A 21,681-nucleotide genomic window follows, 5' to 3' on the forward strand; every position below is an offset into this window, starting at 1 on the left:
TTTTTATTGCTCTTTTTATGATAAAATAATTGTAAGATATTTATTTTTAGGAGTTTTTATGAAAAATTTAGAAAATGTTAGTAATAATCAGAGAGAGGAAGATTTAAAATTACTTTTTTATGGAATCTTGATTGGGATAGTTGCAGGGGGATTTTCAAGTTTCTATCGTTATATTATTCATGGAATAGAAGGTATTTTAGGAGCAATCATAAATTTCAGTAAAGGTCATTTTTATATTTATCCAATTATTTTTTTTGCACTTGTTTTTATTTCTTTTTTAGTTACAAAAATTAAGAGAATGTCAAGATTTTGTGGAGGATCAGGAATACCACAAGTTGAAGCAGAAATAAAGGGATATATCAATCCAAATCCTGCAAAAGTTTTATTTGCAAAAATTTTTGGTGGAGCTTTAACTGCTTTGGCAGGTTTTTCAGTTGGTCGAGAAGGTCCATCAATTCAAATAGGGGCAATGAGTGGAAAATTAGTTTCAAGAAAATTAAAGAAAAACAAAACAGTTGAAAAGTTTTTAATAACTTGCGGTGCAAGTGCAGGACTTGCAGCTGCATTTAATGCACCTGTTGCAGGGATTTTATTTGCGGTTGAAGAAGTACATCGCCATATTAGTAAAAAACTTTTGGTAGTTTGTATGGCAGCTACAATAACTGCAGATTTAGTTTCAAAAATACTATATGGAACAGAAACAGTATTTAATTTTAGTTTAGCTGAAAAATTACCATTGATAAATTATTGGACTTTAATTTTATTTGCAGTTGTGTTATCTGTTTTGGGAGTTCTTTATATATTTTTAATGGAATTTTTTATGAAAATTCAAGATGGATTAAAACTAAAAAAAGAATTTAAACTGATTCCGTATTTTCTACTACCTATAGTAATTTTAATATTTACACCTAATTTGTTAGGTGGTGGCGGTTTCTTGATGAAAGAGTTACAAACTGTTGATTTTCCAATTTATATGTTGATTTTACTTTTTGTAGTAAAATTACTATTCTCAATAATTTGTTTTAGTTCAGGAGTTCCTGGTGGAATTTTCTTCCCTATATTAGTTTTGGGAGCAACTATCGGAACAATTTTTGGGAAAATCATAGATCCTATTTATATAAATAGTTTTATAATTCTTGGAATGGCAGGATATTTGACTGCAATAGTTAGAGCACCACTTACTTCAATAATTTTAATTTTTGAAATGACTGGTAATCTTTCCTATTTATTACCACTTTCAATAATTTGCCTTATAACTTATTCCATACCAAATTATTTAAAATCACTACCTATTTACGAATATCTTTTAGAGAGATTAATGGAAAAAGAACATATTGCAAGCTCAAAAGATGGAGAAAAAATGACTATGAGTATAGTTGTTGAAATTGGAAGTGAGATAGAAAATAAGAAAATAAAAGAAGTAGAATTTCCAAGGGGAATGTTAATTATAAATATTGATAGAGGAGTCGAAGAAATAATACCAAATGGCGAAACTACAATAATAAATGGAGATGTTATAAATATACTTGTAAGTGAAAATAAATTATTTGATACATTTAATGAATTACAAAAGATTTGTCAAAATAATTAAAAAATAAGAAATGATTTTAGAATTGTTGATTAATAAATTGGAGGGCTATTATGATTAAATTATTAACTTTAGAAGAAATTGAAAAGTATAAAAAGCAAATTTCAGATATATACAAAGAGGTTTTTAAGGCTGATGATTTTTCTGCTAATTTTTTAATTACCAGAATAGATGACAGTTTGAAAAATAATATAAAAATTGTTGGAGCTTTTGAAAATGAAAAGTTAATTGGATTTGTATATGGCTTTGACTTTTTAAAAGAAAATTGGTGGGCAATGCAAGTAGATTCACAGTTGCCAAGTGGAATTGATTGGTATAAAGGCACTTTTGAGCTTAATGAATTGGCAGTTATTGAAAAATATCAAGGTAGGGGATATGGAAAAAAATTGATGAAATGTCTAATTGAAAATTTTGAAGGGGATAAAATTTTATTATCCACTAAGAAATTTAATAATGATAAAATAATCAATTTTTATCATAAACTAGGATTTAAAGATTTGGTAAATCCATTTGAATACCCAAATGGAGATTATGAAACGTCAATTATATTATGTTTAAATAAATAGTTTTTTAAAATGGTTAGATTAAAGTCTAATCATTTTTTGTGTAATAAAGCAATGCAAATATAGATATTTATTATCAAATATTTGACAACGATTGCCTATAGTGGTAAAATGAAGTGGATAAGAAAAATTTATCAATACATTTTTTTGATTTTTTTCTTGTTGAAAATTTATTTTAGGAGGATTTTTTATGATTACAGATGGATTTCAATTTGTTGCTCTGTTATTTTTTGTTTCAGGTATAGTAATTTACTTGGAAAAGAAGTTTAAAAATGGAATATTTTTTAAATATGTTCCAGCATTGGTTATAATCTATTTTGGTGCTATGATTTTATCAACACTAGGTGTTTGGGATATGAGTGTTGAAGGTGTATCAAAAGCTAGAAGCGTTTTAAAAGATGCGATATTACCATCAATGATATTTTTAATGTTGTTAAGAGCGGACCTTAGAGATATAGCAAAATTAGGTCCTAGAATGATAATTTCATTCTTTACTGCAACATTTACTATAATGATTGGTTTTGTTGTGGCATTTCTTATCTTCAAAGGAAATCTTGCATCTAATGCACCTTTAACTTTTGGAGCTTTAGCAGGAAGTTGGGTTGGCGGAACACAAAATATGGTTGCGGTACAACAAGCAGTAGGACTTGAAGGTTCAGGAATGGGTTATACATTATTGATTGACTCAATAGATTATTCAATATGGATAATGTTCTTATTATTCTTAGTTCCATTTGCAAATAAATTTAATAAGTGGACAAAGGCTGATACTTCAAAAATTGATAATATAAACGAACATCTAACTGCAAAATTTTCAACAATAAGTAAAGAGATAACTTTCCAAGATATATTTTTCTTATTGAGTGTTGCACTTGGAGTTACAGCAGTTACAACAATAATAGGAAATGAAATGGTAAAAGTTCCTGCACTTGCATTTATGGGAGCAACAGGTTGGACTATAATCATAACAACAATCCTAGGAGTTATTTTTGCAATGACACCACTTGCAAGAATTCCAGGATCTCCTGAAGTTTCAAATGTACTATTATATATGCTAATAGGATTAATTGCATCAAATGCAAATTTCTTGGAACTTACTCAAGCTCCGGCATATATTTTAGCAGGTTTTGTAATTCTTGCAATTCATGGAATTTTAATGGCTATAATTGGAAAAGTATTCAAACTTGATTTATTCACTTGTGGTATAGCTTCTCTTTCAAATATAGGTGGAGTAGCTTCTTCACCTGTACTTGCAGCGGCGTATTCACAATCATTGGTACCAATAGCTGTACTAATGGCATTAATCGGAGTTATTACTGGAACATTTTTCGGAATTGGAGTTGCAAAATTCTTAACGATGTTAGCTTAAAAATTTTTTTAATGGAATGGTCTATTTTGTAGACCATTCTTTTTTATGAAAATATACAAATATAAAACTTGTAAAAAAAGTTCTTTTGGTATATACTATTTTGGGAATGTTTTAAAAGGAGTTTTATATATGAAAAAAGCAATACAAATGTCCGAATCCATTGAAGTTGCATTATTTTTAGCGTTAAGTGGTGGACTTATGGATGCATATTCGTACCTTTTAAGAGGACAAGTTTTTGCAAATGCACAAACTGGAAATATGTTGTTATTGGGTGTTCATGCTTCTCAAGGAAATTGGGCAATGTGCTTAAAATATGCTTTTCCAATATCGTTTTTTACTCTTGGAATTTTTTTAGCTGATTTATTTAGAAAAAAAGGGAATTATAAATTACATTGGCGACAAAATGCCGTTATTTTTGAGATATTTTTACTTATTTGTGTGGCTTTTATTCCGGAAAATATGAACGAAACAGCAAATGCAATGACATCTTTTGCCTGTGGGATACAAGTTCAAAGTTTTAAAAAAGTATGTGGAATAGATTTTTCTACAACAATGTGTATTGGAAATTTAAGAGGTGGAACTCACAATCTAGCTGAGTATTTTTATACTAAAAATAAAAAGTTTTTAGAATATAGTTTAATGTATTTTGGAGTTATACTATGTTTTATTATTGGAGCGATTATAGGTAGTAAATTTAGTAATTTTTTAGGAATAAAGACAATTTTAATAAGTGCTATTTCACTTGTTATTTGTGTTTTTATTATGTTTATAGATAGAGAAAAATAAAGGAGGAGATTTTGTTTAATATAGTTTTATTAGAACCCGAGATTCCTTTTAATACGGGAGCTATTGGTAGAACATGTGTCGCAACCGACACTAGATTACATTTGATAAAACCTTTAGGTTTTTCACTTGATGATAAAATGGTAAAGAGATCAGGTCTTGACTATTGGGATAAGTTAAAACTTTTTGTCTATGAAAATATTGAAGATTTTTACGAAAAAAATCCGAATGCAAATATCTATTTTTCAACTACAAAGGCAAAAAGAACCTACGATAAGGTAGAGTATTCTCCAAATGATTACATAATGTTCGGAAAAGAGAGTAAGGGAATACCTGAAGAAATTCTAGTTAAAAATGAAGAACATTGTGTAAGAATACCGATGTGGGGAGAAATTCGTTCTCTTAATCTTTCAAATTCGGTATCAATAGTATTATATGAAGCACTAAGACAACAAGATTTTTCAGAACTTGAAAAGTTTGGGAATTTACATAGATTACATTGGAGTGAATAATGGACGAAGAATTATATGAATTATTAAAACAAAAAAGAAAAATAGAAGCTGTAAAGTACGTTAGAAACAAATACGATATAGATTTTAAAAGAGCAAAAGAAACAGTTGATAATTTAACTGAAAAAGTGGAATATTTTGAAGGAAAAAATCTTGGCTTATTTGAAGAAGATTTTTCTGACAATAAAAATTTAGATACTTCTGAAATATCTGATGACAATTTATATGCTTTGATAAAAGAAAATAGAAAAATTGAGGCTGTAAAATATGTAAAGGATAAGTATAATTTTGATTTAAAAACATCTAAGAAAATAGTTGATAGTTTAGATATAAATAATCTAATGGCATTTACAGAAAAAAATATTGTTTCTGCATCAAAAACTGATTTTTCTAAATATGGAAGTGGTTATAGTAACGAAAGTTATTCCTATGAAATGATTGATGGAAAACAACATTACTATGCATATAGTAAAGACGGAGAAAAAAGAGAAGTCAATAGGTTCTCCATTCCTAGTGAAATATTGAAATATTTTGATAAAGCTGCAGAAAAAAAGGCAGATGAAAATGAAGATAAAGAATATAGGAAAAAAAATATCTTTTGGGGAATTTTGTTGGTAGCATTAATAGTTGGAATTTATTTCTACTTTAATTAAAATTTGACATTTTAAAGAAATCGAATTTTTTACTGTTGGGATAAATTAAAACTGTTTGTCTATGAAAATATAGAAGATTTTTCAAAACTAGAAAAATTGAAATCTACATATTATATTGGAGTGAACAATGGACGAAGAATTGTATGATTTATTAAAACAGAAAAGAAAAGAAGAAGCTATAAAATATATCAGAAATAAATATGATATGGATTTTAAAAGTGCAAAAGAAACAATTGATAAGATGACAAAAACCTTGGAATTTTTTGACGGTAAAAATCATGGTTTATCAAAAACTGATTTTTCCGATATGTTTAAAAATTCAATAATATCCAGGATATATGATAATGATTTATATGCACTGATAAGAGAAAATAGAAAAATAGAAGCTGTAAAATATGTAAAAGACAAATATAATTTTGATTTAGAAAAGGCAAAAGCTATGGTTGATACTTTAGAGCCGGAGATGTTTACAGAAAAAAGCATTATTTCCACATCAAATTCTAATTCATCTAATTTTGAAAGTGGTTATAGTATTGGAAACTATTCCTATAAAATGATTGATGGAGAACAACTTTACTATACTTATAAAGACGGAGAAAAAAAAGAAGTAAATAGGGTTTCAATTCCAAAAGATATACTTAAAGATTTTGAAGAATCTGCAGATGAATACGAAGATAAAAGAATAAAAAGAAAAAATATTCTTTTAGGAATACTTTTAGTGATTATAATAACTGGAATACTTATTTACTTTAATTAAAATTTGACACTTTAATTTGTTTGTGTTAAAATTTAAATGATGTAGAGATATATCAAAAATTAATAAAAAATTCAGGAGGAAGGAATGTTAATTAGATAACTATTATGAAACAGAAATTTAATAGCTTTTTAGAGCTTAGTTTTTTGTTGCCATTTTAGTTATGCATTCCTTTTTGTGTTCTTTTTAGAACTCCTTTTTGAGTTGCAAAATGAATGTTGAAATGGCAATAAGTGAATTGCCATTTTTTTGTGGCTTAATTTAGGAGGATATATGCTTAGTATAAAAAATTTAACGATATATTTAGTGAATGATTTAAGAACTGTAATTGAAAATTTTAGTTTTTCTTTAGAAAACAAAATGAAAGTTTGTATAATTGGAGAAGAGGGAAACGGAAAATCCAGCATTTTAAAGGCTATAGTTGATGATGAGGGCATAAAAAAATATGCTGAAATAAGTGGAGAGATAAATAAGAAAAATGAAGTTATAGGCTATTTACCGCAGATTTTGGAAGCAAAGATTTTAAATTTTTCAACAAAGGAATATTTTGAAAATAAAATTAAAGAGGAATTTTTTGACTACAATTTATTTTACAAATTATTAAAAGAGTTAAATTTTGATGAAAATTTAATAAATGAAAAGCAAAGGATAAGTGAATTATCAGGTGGAGAAAGAATCAAATTTATTTTACTTTGTGAACTAATGAAAGAGCCGACTTGTCTTTTATTGGATGAGCCTAGTAATGATTTGGATATAAATTCTATTGAATGGCTTAAGAATTTTATAAAGAATATTGATATTCCAATAATATTTATTTCTCACGATGAGGATTTAATTGAAAATTGTGCAAATGTAATTATTCATATTGAACAGCTTATGAGAAAACAAAAGCCAAAGATTTCAATTGAAAAGTTGGATTATGAAAATTATGTTGAGAATAGAGGAAATACTATTGAAAGACAGGAAAGAATTGCAAAAAAACAAAGAGAAGAATTTGATAGGAAGGTAAAGAGATATCAAAAAGTTTATGAGAGAGTACAACATGAGATAAGGAGTACTAAAGACGATTTAATAGGAAGAAATCTTAAAGATAAAATGCATACTGTAAAGTCTATCGGGAGAAGACTTGAAAAAGAAAAGGAGAATTTACTTGATTTTCCCGATTATGAAGAATCTATTTTTGTAAAATTTGATGAAGCTGTTAATTATTCTTCAAAAAAGGAAATTTTAGATTTGAATTTGCAAAAACTTGTCATCGGCTCTAAAATTTTGAGTGAAAATATAGAATTAAAGGTATTTGGTACTGATAAAATCTGTATAATCGGAGAAAATGGAATAGGAAAGACAACTCTTTTAAAGATAATTTTGGAAAATATAAAGAAAAATGTAAAGATTGCTTATATGCCACAGAATTATGATGATAAGATGAATGTTGATATGAGTATTATAGATTATTTGAGTAAGACTTACAAAAAGGAAGAGACTACAAAGATTAGAACATTTTTAGGGTCAATGAAGTTTACTGCAGATGAGATGTTTCATAATTTAAAATCACTTTCCGGAGGACAAAAGGCGAAAATTTACTTTTTAAAAATGATTTTAGAAAATCCCGAAGTTTTAATTTTAGATGAGCCTACTAGAAATTTATCTCCTTTTTCGTCAGTTGAAATTAGAAAATTATTAAAATCATATAAAGGAGCAATAATTTCAGTTTCTCACGATAAAAAATATATTTATGAAGTTTGTGATAAAGTATATATACTTAATAAAAATGGACTTGAACTTGTAATTTAAAAGGGAGAAGGCATATAAGCAAAATTTTTAATATAAATCACACAAAAGAATTACGTAGATAAAGATAATAAAAAAACTATTTGACAAAAAAAAATATTTACGGTATACTAAAACTGTGATTAGAAATATTTAATATTTATATTATTTTAGGAGCGTGTTATGGTAGAAAAGAAGTATGTCATTGACAAATATACAGAGTTTAGATTTGTTAATAAAGATACTACGATAATAAAAACCTGTAAAGGAAGGTTTATTTTAAAGGGAGAAAATATTTCTTATGGGGTTCAGGATATATCAGAGTCATTCAATTCTCCAAAAAGCTTGACAGATATTTTAAAATTGAAGAATAAAAAATATTCAGAAGATTCGCTGAAAGATTTATTGGAATACTTTGTAGATAAGAGAGTGGTAATAGACTGTGAATATTTACATGAAGTCACAAGTTATGATAGAGATTTCTATGAAAAGGTAAGATATTATGAATTGTATGGAAGAAATTTTAAAGAAATAGTTGACATTGTTAATTCTAAAAAAATTGGAATAATAGGAAATAAGGAATTTGTTGATTGCCTATTAAATGAATTTATTCAGGCACAATTATTTATAAATTTTAATATCTTACATACAGATTCAAATGAGGTAATAAAAAAAGAAAATTTGAATATAGAAAATTATGTGAATACTTTAGAAAACGATTTAGAAAAATTTATAAAATGTAGCGATTTTGTTGTAGTTTCAAGCGACTACAATGACCATTATTTATTTAATGAAGTTAATAGTGCATGCATTAACTTTGAGAGAGAATGGATTAGAGTGATGATTGATGAGGATTATGCCGAAATTGGACCTTTATTTATACCAAATAAAACTTGTTGTTACGGTTGCTTGAATTATAGGGCTGAATCTAATATGACTGAAAAAGAATATATATTTAATAGTTTTTATAAGGAAAAACATAATGGTAAAAGACCTAAAGGACTGTATTATTCTTATTTTCTGAATAATTTTATTTCTTCAATTACGAATATGGAAATTCTAAGATATTTACTTGCAAATGATAGTAGTATAATAAATGGAGTTTTTAGAATAGATGCTATAAACTATAAAGTTGAAAGAGAACAAGTATTCAAGTTTTCTAAATGTAGTAGTTGTTCAAATAGAGAGGTTTGATTTATGAAAATGTCAAATAGTGAATTAGAAAGTGTTTTAAAGTCTATGAAAAAGATATTTGGAGGGAAATATGGATTAGCCAACAAAGAATATACAAGCAAAAAAATAGAATATCAAATTTATTCAGACGATAACAACAGTTACTGTATTGGAAATACAATACCTGTATATTATTCCAGTGTGTCAAGTAATGATAAAAGGCAATATTCTGGGTCTGGATGTTCATTAGATTATAGAAGAAGTTTGGTTAAAGCTTATGGTGAGTTTATTGAAAGGTATTCAGCTACCAATTTAGATAATATCAATGATAAAAACGTTATTTTTGATTCTTTTAATAACTTAAGTAAGAATTATAATTGCTTAAGTTTAAAAAAATTAATTCATTTTGATGAAAAAATATATGATAATTTAGAAACACTTTATAAAAAATATTCTGATGATAATCTTGTTACATGGGTTAAAGGAAAAGACATTGTCAAAAATGAAAACATATTGTTACCAGCACAAAAGGTGTTTTTAGGAATGTCTTTAAGAAAAGAAGAATTTCCTTATATTCAGTGGTTATCTACTGGACTTGCTTGTGGTTCCAGTAAGGAAAGTGCAATTTTGGGAGCTGTTTATGAAGTGATTGAAAGAGATTCTTTTGTATTGACTTGGAAGTTAAAATTGCCTGGCAAAAAGATTATTATGGATAAAATAAAAAATAAAGATTTGATTAAATTGTATAACCATATCGTTAAGAATTTAACTGGGGAAGATAACTTATATATATATGATATAAGCAGAACAGAAGGAGTTTATACAGTGCTAACTTTTATTAAAAATTGCAATAAAAGTTCATTTGGACTTGTTACTGCTGCAGCATCAAGTATCGATATTGAGAAAGCACTACTAAAATCACTTGAAGAACTATGTTTGACATATAAATTTTGTTATAGATTATTGTTTGAAAATATGGATTATAAAAAACTGAAAAAAGAGGAGGTGGATGATTTAGATAAACATTTATTGTATTATTCAACAGGAGACAGAAGTAATAGATTCGATTTCATTTTTAGTTCAAATGAAGAGATAAAGTTAAGTGAAATGAATAACTTCAATAATAGTTTATTTGAAAGCGATTTAGAGTATATAATTTCTTTGTTTAAGGAAAATGAAAAATCAATATATATTGCTGATACAACTAAATCTGAAATAAAAGAAATAGGTCTTAGTGTTTTTAGAGTTATTATACCTGACTACAATGACTTAGAAGTTAATCATATGTATAAGTTGAATAATAATCCGAGATTATTGGATTACAAGAATATTTACAATAGGGAAATAAATGATGAACCACATCCATTTCCTTAAGATAGGAGTAGTATGAACGGTTATAAAGATAAAAAAGATTTAGCATTTGAATATCATATAAATTCACAGAAAATTGGAGATATTCTTCCTTATGATAAAAGAATGCAGTATAAAATCTATCCAAGTGCTAAAAAGATAATGTTGGATAAATTTTGTAAAAAAAACAAATTTGAAAAAAGTGAATTTATAAAGATATTACTGTCAAGAAAAAGTATCAGAACTTGGGAAAATACAGGAATTAATTTAGAAAAATTATCAAAACTTTTAAGATATAGTTTTGGGAATAGAGATAATGAATTTGAGGATATACAATTTAGGACTTATGCTAGTGCTGGAGCAAGATATCCAATAGAAGTTTATGTTTTAATTTTAAATTCTGAAAATTTAGTAAATGGAATTTTTCATTATAATGTATATGATAATTCTTTGGAGCTTATAAAAAAGGGAAATTTTAAAAAAGAAGTAGATGATTTATATAAAAATCAACCATTTGAAGTTAATTGTCCTTGTGTAATATTCTTTTCTATGATTTTCGAAAGGACTATGGAGAAATATGGAGATAGAGGTTATAGGTTTATACTTTTAGATGCAGGACATATGAGTCAGAATTTATATCTTGTATCAGAATTTCTTGGCTTGGGAGTGGTAGAACTTGGTGCGAGTTCAGTAAATGATGAAGTTATAGATAATTTAATAGGTCTTAATAGTGAAGAGGAGAATACGTTTTTGGCATTTTTTGTTGGGAATGTAGATTAAATTGTTTTTTTGTTAAGGCTTGTTTATTATGATAGTTTTAGTAAGGAGGTGAAAAAAATGAAAAACAAGGAACTTATCAATTTAAATTGGACTTCAGAAAAAGATTTATCTTCTAAAGCTGCTACTGCAATGTTTGGTAAGGATAAATCAAAGGATAGAGATCATCCTGGATGTTATGCTTGTTGTTGCTGTTGTTGTTGGAGTTCAAATAAAAAAAAGTAGTTAAATATAGACAAAAATAAGCTATATTTAGAAAGAGAAGATTAAATTTTAGTAATACAGTTTTTCATTTTGTAGAAAAAAATTTAATTTGTTAAAAATATTGAAATAAGGTGATACTATATGTTATCACCTTATTTCCAATGTTATTTTTATAAAAAAAGGATTATTATGGATATATTATTTTTATTATTAAAGGGATTAATTATGCTACCGGTTGTTTGGTTATTAATGTTTATTACTATATTCTTTCATGAGATGGGACATGTGGTTATGTATGTTTTATTCTATAGAGAAAATAATTGGACTGTCGATTTAGGAATAGGAAACTTTAAACTCATAAGAATTGGAAGATTTACTATTTATCTAAATATGCTTTGTGGTTATGCTCGTTGTAATATTACAAAAGGATACAATAAACTAAGTTCTATAATGCTATGTAGTGGTGGATTTTTTGTGAATTTATTTTTTGTAATATTACTTTGGATATGTTTACAAAATATTGATTTTGGAACAAATAATTTTCTTCGATGGTGTGTTAATTTCTTGTTTTATTCTAACTTATTTCAATTTTTAGGAACAATTATACCGATGACAATTGGAAATTATTCAAGTGATGGGATGTGGGTTCTTCGTAATTTAAGAGGAGAATTTGATGAAGATTAAAAGTTTTGATGATTTGTATTTTTTATTTATTATATAATTATAGAAATTATTAGGAGAAGATATGAGAATATTTAAGTTTTGTAAAAAATATATAGTATCTGACAAGTACAGAGTTACTTTATATATATTTTTAGCTTTATTAGCAGTATCTATAAAAATTTTATCTCCATATATTTTAGGGAATTTTGTGGATTATTTAATAAAAGGTGCGAACTTAGGAATTATATTTAAATTTTGTATTATTTTTGGAAGTTTAAATTTAATAAGAATGTTGAGAGATTATATTTCTTCAATGATATATGTAAAGATGCAAACAAAAATGGGATATCATTTAAATATTAATATAATTAAACATATTCAGAGACTATCGTTATCATTTATTAATCATAAAAATGGAATATATCTTAATCAAAGAGTTAATGAAGATTCTTCTGCTGTTATTTCTTTTTGTTTGGATACTATTGAAGGATTTGTTACAAACTTAATAATGTTGATACTTCCTTTTATTTTGTTGTTAAGGATGAATGCTTTGATTACTTATATGATGTTAGGATTCATATTAGCTTACATCATAATTTATTTTAAAATAAAAGATTATCTTTACAAAGCTGGATATGCTTTTAGGGAGAGTCAAGCTAATTTTTTTAATAATTTATACGAACAATTAAAGTATATTAAACTCATTAAATTAGATTCTGTTCAAAGGGAGATAAATAATAGAGCTGATGATAGTTTTTTTGATTATAGAAAAGTAGCTATTAATAGTCAAAGAGCTAATTATATATATAATAGTTTGGATAGTATTGTTTCTACGTTTGCTCAAATTACATTATTTGTAGTAGGGGGGATTCAAGTTATTGACGGGAAGTTTACTGTAGGAATGTTTACTATTTTTAGTAGTTATTTTAACATGATATTAGACTCTAGTGGTTATTTTTTTTCTTTAGGAGCAGGATATCAATATGTACTTAGCTCATACAATAGAATAAATAATATTTTACAATTTGATGAAGAAAGAAATGGAAATATGAAACTTGACGATATCTATAGTATAGATATTAAAGATTTGTCCTTTAGTTATGATAATTATAAATGCAAAAATGCAAAACTGCTTGAAGAATTCGTAGATATAGAAAAGAACATATCTGAATATATATTTACTAATTTTAATTATAAATTTGAAAAGGGAAATATATATTCTATAATTGGAGAAAACGGTTCAGGAAAATCTACTATCATTAATTTGATTATTGGACTTTTTACAGATGAGTATAAAGGCAAAATATATTATAATGAGATAGACATAAGTGAAATTGATATGATTGATGTAAGAAGAAATTTAATTGGTATTGCAGAACAAGAACCTTTGTTATTAAATAATAGTATTTTATATAATATTACATTTAATGAAAATATGAGTGTTGATAATAAATCTTTGTATAAGTATTTACAGGTGTTAAATATGTATAAATTTATTGAAGAAAATACATTATCTTTTATTATAGATGAGAAGAATACTAATTTATCAGGAGGAGAAAAACAAAAGATAGCAATTTTAAAAGTTCTTTATAAAAATCCTAAAGTTATGGTGTTTGACGAACCAACATCTGCACTAGATTTTAAAACAAGAAAGAAATTCATTGAATATTTGAATGAAATTAAAGAAGATAAAATAATAATAATTATAACTCATGATAGCGTTATTTCAGATAATACAGATAAAGTTTTAGATTTATCAAATAAATTAAGATAAATTTAGACTTTAGGAGAGTAATCGTTTAGCAATAATAGGTTGAGAAGAGATAATCTTCTCAATTTTTTTATATAATAATTGTATCTTTTAAATTATGATAGATGAGTTTTAGAAAATTTTTGACTACTTTTTGTATTTATGGTAAAATAAAAACTAGTTAATTAGGATTTTAACATAAAAAGCGGAGGATATATGGATAAAATTTTTGATATTTTAGAGGGTATTTTTTCGGTTGAAACCTTTGGAAATTTAAAGCTATATGATTTAATGGCAATTATTTTTAAATATATTTTTGTAATTATTATCTATTATTTTATATATAATATAATAAAAATGATATATTTTGATATTAGCACAACAAGTGAAATGAGTGAAATTTCTAATACCTATTTAAAACTTATAAACAGAAAGGAAAGTCTGCCTTTTAAAGTTCACGAACATTATTATATAAATAATGAGACAACTTTGGGTCGTGGAGATTCTAATGATATTGTAATAAATGATAAATTTATTTCTAAAAAACATATGAGAATTATTAAAGAAGATGGAATTTATTATATTGAAGATTTAGGTTCTGCAAATGGAACTTTGCTTAATGGGGAAGCAATTACAGAGGCCATTGAACTTAAAGATAAGGATTTGATTGATGTTGGTCGAATTGAGTTCTTATTTGTAGATGAGGAAGTTGATGATGATTAGTAAAAAATTAATGTCAAGATTTAGAACTTTAACTGTAAATTCCCATGTAAGCACAAAGAGTATTCAAGGACTTTTGTTATTCTTTCAAATTTTAGGATTATTTCTAATCATGGCTAGGGATTTTGCAAATTTTGACAAAACTAAGTTGTATTTTATGATTGCTTTGATTGGTTTTGTATATATTTCAGGGAAATTGGTACAAAAGTTTACTAGGGGCGATTATTATATAATGCTTATTGCAAATATGCTTTTTTCTATTGGAATTTTAGAAATTTACAGGCTGAATAATAAATTGGCATATAGACAAATTATTTGGTTTTGTATTGGAATTGTAGCCTTTTGGGTTATATATTTAATTTTAAAATATATAAGAATCTGGAGCAAAATGTATTATTTTTATGCTGGAATTTCATATCTTTTATTTATTGCAACATTCCTGTTGGGCAGTAGAATTAATGGGGCAAAAAACTGGATAAGATTGGGGAAAAATTTTGCTTTCCAACCATCTGAGCTTATAAAGATTGCTTTTGTTTTCCTTATTGCTGCTTTTTATAAAAATAGAGAAAAGTTTGAAAGAGATGTTTTTAAAAAATATAGTTTACATTTCTTTTTCTACACATTTTTAGGCTTTCTATTTTTACAAAAAGACTTAGGTACAGTACTTGTGTTTTCAGGAGTTTTTATCTTTGCACAATATATGTACGAACCTCATAGAAAATATATTTTAATTAATCTTTTAGTTCTTTCTTTTGGAGCTATTTTGGGATATATTTTGTTTAAGCATGTTAAGGTCAGAGTAAAAATTTGGCTTGATCCTTTTAAATATGCAGATGGAATGGGCTATCAAATAATTCAAGGTTTCTATGCAATTGCAAGTGGTGGATTTTTCGGTAGAGGTCTCGGACTTGGAAGACCGGATTATATTCCTTTTGCAGAAAGTGATTATATATTTGCAAGTATTTGTGAAGAAATGGGAATTTTAATGGGAATGGGAGTAGTTATGTTGTTCTTAATCTTAACATACAGAGGCTTAAAAACATCTATGGCACAACATAATAAATTCTACAAATATGTAGCTTTTTGTCTTTCATTAATTTTCGCTTTTCAGTCATTGATAATGTTCGGAGGAATTTTAAAACTTATTCCACTAACAGGAATTACAATTCCTTTTGTCAGTTATGGAGGTTCTTCAATTCTTTCAAGTTTTATTGCTTTGGGAATTTTACAGTATGCCTCTGAAGAAAATATATAGGAGGATAATATGATTGAAACAAAAAGATATAAAAGAGTTTTAACATTTATAAGTTTATTGTTTATTTTAATTCTTGGATATATGACTTATTTTCAAGTTGCAAAAGCGGATAAACTTAAAAACTCTGAAGATAATAAAAGAAATTGGGTTGATGATAATAAATTAAAAAGAGGAAATATTTTAGATTCTGAAGGAAATATTTTAGCGGAAACTAAAACCGATGAAAAGGGAGATAAATTTAGATATTTTCCTTATGGGGAAGCCTATGCTCATATTGTCGGATATAATAGTAAAAAATACGGAAAGACTGGAATTGAGAAGAAATTTAATACAACCCTTTTAAATAAACAGGATAAAACTCCTATTGCAGAGTTAAAGAAAATCTTAGTTGACCAAAAAGAGGGAAATTCAGTAAAATTGACTACAAATACTGAATTACAAAAATATGCACTTTCTCTTTTAGAAGGACATAAGGGGTCAATGATTTTGATGAATCCACAAACTGGTTCAATAATAGCAATGGCTGATAGACCAACTTTTGATCCAAATACAATAGAATCCAATTGGTCAAATATTATTGCAGATGAAGAAAATGCACCACTTTTAGCGAGAAGTACATCCGGACTTTTCACACCCGGGTCTGTTTATAAATTAATAACAGGAACAGCATTACTTGAAAAACTCAGTGGAAAAGATTTGAATTACAATGATAAGGGGTCAACAACTATTGACCATTACAAAATAAATAACTATGCTAAGGAAGCTAATGGAAATATAGATTTGAGAAAAGCTTTGGTAAAATCATCAAACACTTATTTTGCTGATCAAGTACAAAAAATTGGTGTTGATTCAATGATTGATATAAGTAAAAGATTTATGTTTGGTCAAGAAATTCCTTTTGAGTTAAAAACTGCCATTTCTCCAATTCCATATAATGAAAAAACTACTGCTTTGGAACTTGGAACTGCAGCATTTGGACAAGGTAAAGACTTGGTTACTCCATTGCATGTCGCAATGTATACAAGTGCAATTGCTAATGGTGGAAATATGATGAAACCTCATATTGTAAGTGAAATTTTAGATCCTAATGGGAAAGTAATCGAAAAGACTACACCTGAAGTTTTATCAAAAGTTGCTGATAAAAAAATAATGGATGCTATGAAAGATTATTTGAAATCCTCAGGAGATAAGAATTTCGTTGGATTTGTAAAAGGAAAAAAAGTTGCTGGTAAGACAGGAACTGCCGAAAAAACAAAGGATAAAATTCACTCTTGGGTAACAGTTTTTTATCCAGCAGATAATCCTAAAATTGTTTGTACAGCATTTTTTGAAGAGGAAAATAAATTAGCACTTGAAATGATTCCTCTTGTAAAAAAACTTGTAAATAAAGCAATAGAACTTGGATATTAGGAGTAGGTATGAATTATAAAGTACTATTTAGAATTGAAAGATTAAAACTTATAGATAAATTAAAAGCAAAAATTATAAATTACAGAAAATATTGTGAAGAAATGGGTGATACTTGCGAAATAGAAATTGTTTGTGCAGGTAATGTTGTTACACATTTTTTAGAAGAAGATGAGTTTTTTAAAGACGAAAGTTTACAAGTTAAACTCTGTAAAAATGCTCTAAACGGATTAAAACCAAATTATGCGCAAAAAAATATTCAAATAGTGTCAGCAGGAATTGGAGAAGTAATTAAGAGGAAATCTGAGGGTTGGATTGAATATACAATAGAATAAAATTTATTTGAAAAAGAATGTGCAAACATTCTTTTTTTATAATAATATTGATAAAAAGTGAAAAAAATGGTAAAATTAATGTGTGAAATTTTAATTTTTTTATTTGGAGGGCATGATGGGAAAATATAATTGGTCTTTGGAAAAGATTTACAAGAATTCTGATGAAGCTAGAGCAGAGATAAAACTTTGTGATGAATTTATTGAAAAACTTGTAAAAGAAGAAAAATCTATTAAAAACTTAAAAAATATTATGGATTTATCTGAAAATGCAAATAGACTTTTGGAAAAATTATTTACTTATTCATATATGAAAAGGGATGAGGACAGTAGGGTTCCCGAATCTCAAAAACTAGCTTTGGAAGTAAATTCTTTGGGAACAAGAGCAGGTTCTGCTATGGCATTTTTCGATCCTTTCTTAATGAATTTATCCGATGAAGAATTAGAAAACTTTTACAAAGAGGAAGATAACGAAAAATATAGAGTACATTTTGAAAATATTTTAAGACTAAAACCTCACACTTTAAGTGCAGATGAAGAAAAACTTCTTGCAAATTGTAGTGAAATGATGGGAACAGGTCAAAATTCATTTTATATGTTAAGTTTTGCTGATATGGATTATGGTAAAATTGAGAGCAAAGATGAGGAAAAATTGACTCCTGCAAATTTCAATACTTTTCTTTTAGATGAAAATGAAGAAGTAAGAAAAGAAGCATTTGATAAAATGTATGGAACTATTTCAAAGTTTAAAAATACTTATGCTACAACTTTATATAGTGCGATTAAGAACTTAACAATACTTGCTAAGGTTAAGAATTATCCTTCAGCTAGATATATGGAATTATTCCAAGATTGTGTACCTGAAACAGTTTATGACTCATTGATAGAAAGTATAGAAGAATATTTGCCGTCTCTTCATAAATATTATGGATTGAGAAAGAAAGCGTTAAAGAAAGATAAACAATATATGTGGGATGTTTCTATCAATTTAGAAAAAGAATTTAATCAAAAATATCCTTATGAAAAAGCTAGAGAATTAATAACTGAAGGTCTTAAACCTTTGGGAGAAGATTATATTGAAGTTTTAAATAGAGGTTTTGATGATTGTTGGGTTGACGTTTATCCAAGAGAGGGAAAAGCTGGTGGAGCATATTCATGGGGAAGTTATGATACAGACCCATATATCTTGATGAATTATACTGATACTTTAGACAGTATGTTTACATTAGCTCATGAATTTGGACATTCAATGCATAGTTATTATTCAAAATCAGATAACGACTATTTATATGCACAATATAAGATTTTTGTTGCAGAAGTTGCATCAACTTTTAATGAATTAACTCTATTAGACTATATGTTGAAAAATGTTAAAGATAAACAAGAAAAGATTTATATTTTAAACTATTATATCAATATGTTTATCGGAACGGTATTTAGACAAACTATGTTTGCTGAATTTGAAAAGAATACACATTTAGAAGTTGAAGCTGGGAACGCTTTAACTGCCGATGATTTCACAAGTATTATGAGCAAATTAAATGACAAATATTACGGAGAAAATGTTGAAAAGAGTGATTTAGCTAGTTATTTATGGGCAAGAATTCCTCATTTCTACACTAATTTCTACGTATATAAATATGCAACAAGTTTCTGTGCTGCAAGTTTCTTATCAAGCAGAGTTATTAAAGGAGATAAGGAAGCATTAAAGAGCTATAGAAACTTTTTGAAGGACGGATGTAGGCATCAACCGATAGAACAATTAAGATCAGCAGGAATAGATATGGAAGATAAAAATTCTATAAATAAAGCTCTTGATGTTTTCAAAGGCTTGGTTGATGAACTTGAAAAAGAATTAGAAGCGTAGAAAGATTTAAGGAGGGTTTTTTTCGTGTCTAAGAAAAAGAAAAAAAAGAATAAAATTGAAAAAAATTCTTCAAATTTTTCAGAGGGAGGATTTGATAAGTCTATTTTATCCGACTATTCTCAATGGAGAGAAGATTATTCCGAAAAAGAAATTTCTGAAGAAGTTGTTCTCGAATCCACTAAAGAAAAAGAGGCTGATAAAATTCAAGAAGCCGATAAAGTTGAAGACTTAGATTTCAAATCAAATCTTATCAATTCAGAAGTGGAAGACCATACTTTTTCAACTGATGAAGAAAAATCAAAAACAAATTCAGAGGCTGAAAAAGAAAAAGAGAATAAAGAAGAAAATAACGAAGAAAATAAAGACAAAGACAAAGAACAAAATAAAGACGATGACGAAGAAGATGAAATTTTAACTGAAACACAAAGACTTCAACTTATTTATGGAAATGTTGTTCCTCTACATGAAAGACGTCGTAGAGGAAGCAAATCCTCTAAACATAAAAATAAGGGGAAAAATAAAGAAAAAAAACTAGAAGTTTTAGAAAATACTGAGAGTGAAGAGAAAGAAATTCCAGAAAAAGAAATTTCTCAAAATTCAGTAGAAAGTACTGAACAAAAAGAAGCCAAAAAGCCAAAAGAAACTGAGAAGGCTGACGAAACCTTAAAATCAAAGGAAGACTCTAAGCCCAAGGAAAATCCTAAAACTAAGGAAAGTTCAAAACCAAAAGAAAATAAAGATAAAAAAGAAGTAAATAAATATGATATGCCAAAAGTTCCAAAGATTTTAAAGATACTTTTTACATTTACAATGCTTTTGGCAATGTCAGTAGTTGGTTTCTTTGGACTTAAAGCATATCACTCTCTTGGAGTTAAACTTCCAAGTATTCTATCAGGAGTTGAGTCTAAAAAAATCGGATTTTATACTTCAAACTTTGTTTTCAACGGAAAAGTTATAGATAAAGAACAGGCAGAATATCTTATATCTATGTTTGAAGAAGACGAAACAAAGTTAGCTACAATTAAAAAGTGGCTTAAAGAAGATGCTGAAAATTTGAAAAAGGATGAAAACTATAAGAGCGATAGACCTGTTAGACTTCAAAAAAGTGGAAAAGTTTTAGGGCTTTTTGATGATTATAAAATTCATTTAGATCCGATAAAGTTGAAAGTAGAAAAAAATGAAGAGGTACAAACTTCTATTTTGTTAAATGGTAAAGAAGAGGCCGTTTCAGATAAAGAATATGAGCTATTTCCAGGAAAGTATACAGTTTTTTATTATGATAACAATGTAAAATTAAAAGAAGAATTTTCTCTTTTCTATGATGAAAAGTCAACTGTTAAAACTGTTTCTTATGGAGCTGGAACTGACTACCAATTAGCCAACGAAGTTGAAAAACTTGATACGAATTCAAAAGAAAGTTCATTTAAAATTGTAACAAGAGATGAAAATAGTATTTTGTTTGTAAATGATAAAAATACAGAATTAACTGTAAAAGAATTTAACAAATTATCAGGAACAAATATAAAGAAAGGGGACATTTTAAAAGTTGTAACTAAAATGCCTTGGGGATATACAATTTCTGAAGGAGTTACTTATCAGGGAGAAAGAAAAATAAATGTAAGTACACCTCTTGCAGATAAAAGACTTTTGAATGTTGCAATCGCCAGAACTATTGAATTATTAAGAGAAGATGTTCAATCAAGAGGGAAAAAAGATGCAAGTTTATTAACTACAATGATAGATCCATCTTTACAAGTTGAAAAAAGAAGAGTGGAATCATTGATAAATAGTGGAAGAGAATATGTTGGAGGTTATCCTTCAATGGAATTTGATCTTAATTCTTTCGATATAAGAGAATATGGGGATACTTATGAAATGTATATAGGTGGACATTTATTAGTTCAAGAAACAACTTATCCTAAAAACGGTAAACCACCACAACTGTCATCAATAACTCCTGTAGAATCTAGAGTAGGATTCCATTTTATCTATGATAAACAAAAGAAAAATTGGTACAGTAACATTTGGGGTTTTACCACAAGAACAATTACGAGAAATAATATAAAAAGTGTTGATATATCAAAAGATATGATTGCAAGATAAAAATACAAATCAAGTTGATACAATTTCAGAAGTAAGCAAAAAGCTCATCTAAGTAAAATTAGATGAGCTTTAATTTATTAATTGTCTGTGA

The 21,681-nt window shown here is 27.0% G+C and carries 20 protein-coding genes; all 20 read left to right on the forward strand.

Annotated features, from left to right (window positions below; all coding sequences use genetic code 11):
* Positions 1–58: 58 nt before the first annotated feature.
* A complete protein-coding gene (locus VJI95_RS06030; protein WP_324010627.1) occupies positions 59–1,591 on the forward strand; it encodes a ClC family H(+)/Cl(-) exchange transporter in 1,533 nt (510 codons plus the stop codon).
* Between the two features lie 50 nt (positions 1,592–1,641).
* A complete protein-coding gene (locus tag VJI95_RS06035) occupies positions 1,642–2,154 on the forward strand; it encodes a GNAT family N-acetyltransferase (RefSeq protein WP_324010629.1) in 513 nt (170 codons plus the stop codon).
* A gap of 187 nt (positions 2,155–2,341) precedes the next feature.
* The gene (locus VJI95_RS06040; RefSeq protein WP_323999605.1) at positions 2,342–3,520 is read left to right on the forward strand and encodes a DUF819 family protein; all 1,179 of its coding nucleotides are present in this window, start codon (positions 2,342–2,344) and stop codon (positions 3,518–3,520) included.
* 129 nt (positions 3,521–3,649) lie between these two features.
* Positions 3,650–4,306, forward strand: coding sequence for a YoaK family protein (locus VJI95_RS06045; RefSeq protein WP_324010630.1), 657 nt, complete (start codon positions 3,650–3,652; stop codon positions 4,304–4,306).
* An 11-nt stretch (positions 4,307–4,317) separates the two neighbouring features.
* A complete protein-coding gene (trmL, locus tag VJI95_RS06050) occupies positions 4,318–4,815 on the forward strand; it encodes a tRNA (uridine(34)/cytosine(34)/5-carboxymethylaminomethyluridine(34)-2'-O)-methyltransferase TrmL (RefSeq protein ID WP_324010631.1) in 498 nt (165 codons plus the stop codon).
* Positions 4,815–5,465, forward strand: coding sequence for a hypothetical protein (locus tag VJI95_RS06055; protein ID WP_324010634.1), 651 nt, complete (start codon positions 4,815–4,817; stop codon positions 5,463–5,465). The genes trmL and VJI95_RS06055 overlap by 1 nt, the downstream gene beginning before the upstream one ends.
* Positions 5,466–5,592: 127 nt before the next feature.
* Complete coding sequence (locus tag VJI95_RS06060) at positions 5,593–6,222, forward strand: hypothetical protein (protein WP_324010635.1); 630 nt, start codon at positions 5,593–5,595, stop codon at positions 6,220–6,222.
* A gap of 270 nt (positions 6,223–6,492) precedes the next feature.
* Entirely contained in the window at positions 6,493–8,013 is a 1,521-nt protein-coding gene (locus VJI95_RS06065; protein ID WP_324010636.1) for an ATP-binding cassette domain-containing protein, read from the forward strand.
* Between the two features lie 159 nt (positions 8,014–8,172).
* Entirely contained in the window at positions 8,173–9,183 is a 1,011-nt protein-coding gene (locus VJI95_RS06070; protein WP_324010638.1) for a TOMM precursor leader peptide-binding protein, read from the forward strand.
* Positions 9,184–9,186: 3 nt separating this feature from the next.
* Entirely contained in the window at positions 9,187–10,536 is a 1,350-nt protein-coding gene (locus VJI95_RS06075) for a YcaO-like family protein (protein WP_324010640.1), read from the forward strand.
* A 12-nt stretch (positions 10,537–10,548) separates the two neighbouring features.
* Positions 10,549–11,292 carry a SagB/ThcOx family dehydrogenase gene (locus VJI95_RS06080; protein WP_324010641.1) on the forward strand — a complete coding sequence of 248 codons (744 nt, stop codon included), beginning with the start codon at positions 10,549–10,551 and terminating at the stop codon, positions 11,290–11,292.
* Between the two features lie 57 nt (positions 11,293–11,349).
* Complete coding sequence (locus VJI95_RS06085) at positions 11,350–11,514, forward strand: hypothetical protein (protein ID WP_324010642.1); 165 nt, start codon at positions 11,350–11,352, stop codon at positions 11,512–11,514.
* Between the two features lie 168 nt (positions 11,515–11,682).
* Complete coding sequence (locus VJI95_RS06090) at positions 11,683–12,177, forward strand: hypothetical protein (protein WP_324010644.1); 495 nt, start codon at positions 11,683–11,685, stop codon at positions 12,175–12,177.
* A gap of 61 nt (positions 12,178–12,238) precedes the next feature.
* Positions 12,239–13,930 (forward strand): ABC transporter ATP-binding protein, encoded by a 1,692-nt coding sequence (locus VJI95_RS06095; protein WP_324010646.1) that lies wholly within the window; start codon positions 12,239–12,241, stop codon positions 13,928–13,930.
* Positions 13,931–14,122: 192 nt separating this feature from the next.
* Positions 14,123–14,629, forward strand: a complete 507-nt coding sequence (locus VJI95_RS06100) for an FHA domain-containing protein (protein WP_324010647.1) — start codon at positions 14,123–14,125, stop codon at positions 14,627–14,629.
* The gene (locus tag VJI95_RS06105) at positions 14,622–15,881 is read left to right on the forward strand and encodes an FtsW/RodA/SpoVE family cell cycle protein (protein WP_324010648.1); all 1,260 of its coding nucleotides are present in this window, start codon (positions 14,622–14,624) and stop codon (positions 15,879–15,881) included. The genes VJI95_RS06100 and VJI95_RS06105 overlap by 8 nt, the downstream gene beginning before the upstream one ends.
* 9 nt (positions 15,882–15,890) lie before the next feature.
* The gene (locus tag VJI95_RS06110; protein WP_323999621.1) at positions 15,891–17,291 is read left to right on the forward strand and encodes a peptidoglycan D,D-transpeptidase FtsI family protein; all 1,401 of its coding nucleotides are present in this window, start codon (positions 15,891–15,893) and stop codon (positions 17,289–17,291) included.
* An 8-nt stretch (positions 17,292–17,299) separates the two neighbouring features.
* Positions 17,300–17,623 (forward strand): DsrE family protein, encoded by a 324-nt coding sequence (locus VJI95_RS06115; RefSeq protein WP_324010654.1) that lies wholly within the window; start codon positions 17,300–17,302, stop codon positions 17,621–17,623.
* A gap of 115 nt (positions 17,624–17,738) precedes the next feature.
* Complete coding sequence (pepF, locus tag VJI95_RS06120) at positions 17,739–19,487, forward strand: oligoendopeptidase F (protein WP_324010655.1); 1,749 nt, start codon at positions 17,739–17,741, stop codon at positions 19,485–19,487.
* A gap of 24 nt (positions 19,488–19,511) precedes the next feature.
* The gene (locus VJI95_RS06125) at positions 19,512–21,590 is read left to right on the forward strand and encodes a hypothetical protein (protein ID WP_324010656.1); all 2,079 of its coding nucleotides are present in this window, start codon (positions 19,512–19,514) and stop codon (positions 21,588–21,590) included.
* The last annotated feature ends 91 nt before the right edge of the window (positions 21,591–21,681 follow it).

It is taken from the genome of Parvimonas sp. C2 (genome assembly GCF_035282405.1).
In the GTDB taxonomy this organism is placed as follows: domain Bacteria; phylum Bacillota; class Clostridia; order Tissierellales; family Peptoniphilaceae; genus Parvimonas.

Excerpts from the sequence above, each read along its gene's own strand:
- VJI95_RS06085 (WP_324010642.1), top strand. The coding sequence starts at position 11,350 with ATGAAAAACAAGGAACTTATCAATTTAAATTGGACTTCAGAAAAAGAT.
- VJI95_RS06095 (WP_324010646.1), top strand. The coding sequence starts at position 12,239 with ATGAGAATATTTAAGTTTTGTAAAAAATATATAGTATCTGACAAGTAC.
- VJI95_RS06090 (WP_324010644.1), top strand. The coding sequence starts at position 11,683 with ATGGATATATTATTTTTATTATTAAAGGGATTAATTATGCTACCGGTT.
- pepF (WP_324010655.1), top strand. The coding sequence starts at position 17,739 with ATGGGAAAATATAATTGGTCTTTGGAAAAGATTTACAAGAATTCTGAT.
- VJI95_RS06070 (WP_324010638.1), top strand. The coding sequence starts at position 8,173 with ATGGTAGAAAAGAAGTATGTCATTGACAAATATACAGAGTTTAGATTT.
- VJI95_RS06055 (WP_324010634.1), top strand. The coding sequence starts at position 4,815 with ATGGACGAAGAATTATATGAATTATTAAAACAAAAAAGAAAAATAGAA.
- VJI95_RS06105 (WP_324010648.1), top strand. The coding sequence starts at position 14,622 with ATGATTAGTAAAAAATTAATGTCAAGATTTAGAACTTTAACTGTAAAT.
- VJI95_RS06045 (WP_324010630.1), top strand. The coding sequence starts at position 3,650 with ATGAAAAAAGCAATACAAATGTCCGAATCCATTGAAGTTGCATTATTT.
- VJI95_RS06035 (WP_324010629.1), top strand. The coding sequence starts at position 1,642 with ATGATTAAATTATTAACTTTAGAAGAAATTGAAAAGTATAAAAAGCAA.
- VJI95_RS06040 (WP_323999605.1), top strand. The coding sequence starts at position 2,342 with ATGATTACAGATGGATTTCAATTTGTTGCTCTGTTATTTTTTGTTTCA.
- VJI95_RS06110 (WP_323999621.1), top strand. The coding sequence starts at position 15,891 with ATGATTGAAACAAAAAGATATAAAAGAGTTTTAACATTTATAAGTTTA.
- VJI95_RS06060 (WP_324010635.1), top strand. The coding sequence starts at position 5,593 with ATGGACGAAGAATTGTATGATTTATTAAAACAGAAAAGAAAAGAAGAA.
- VJI95_RS06065 (WP_324010636.1), top strand. The coding sequence starts at position 6,493 with ATGCTTAGTATAAAAAATTTAACGATATATTTAGTGAATGATTTAAGA.
- VJI95_RS06030 (WP_324010627.1), top strand. The coding sequence starts at position 59 with ATGAAAAATTTAGAAAATGTTAGTAATAATCAGAGAGAGGAAGATTTA.
- VJI95_RS06075 (WP_324010640.1), top strand. The coding sequence starts at position 9,187 with ATGAAAATGTCAAATAGTGAATTAGAAAGTGTTTTAAAGTCTATGAAA.
- VJI95_RS06080 (WP_324010641.1), top strand. The coding sequence starts at position 10,549 with ATGAACGGTTATAAAGATAAAAAAGATTTAGCATTTGAATATCATATA.
- VJI95_RS06115 (WP_324010654.1), top strand. The coding sequence starts at position 17,300 with ATGAATTATAAAGTACTATTTAGAATTGAAAGATTAAAACTTATAGAT.
- VJI95_RS06100 (WP_324010647.1), top strand. The coding sequence starts at position 14,123 with ATGGATAAAATTTTTGATATTTTAGAGGGTATTTTTTCGGTTGAAACC.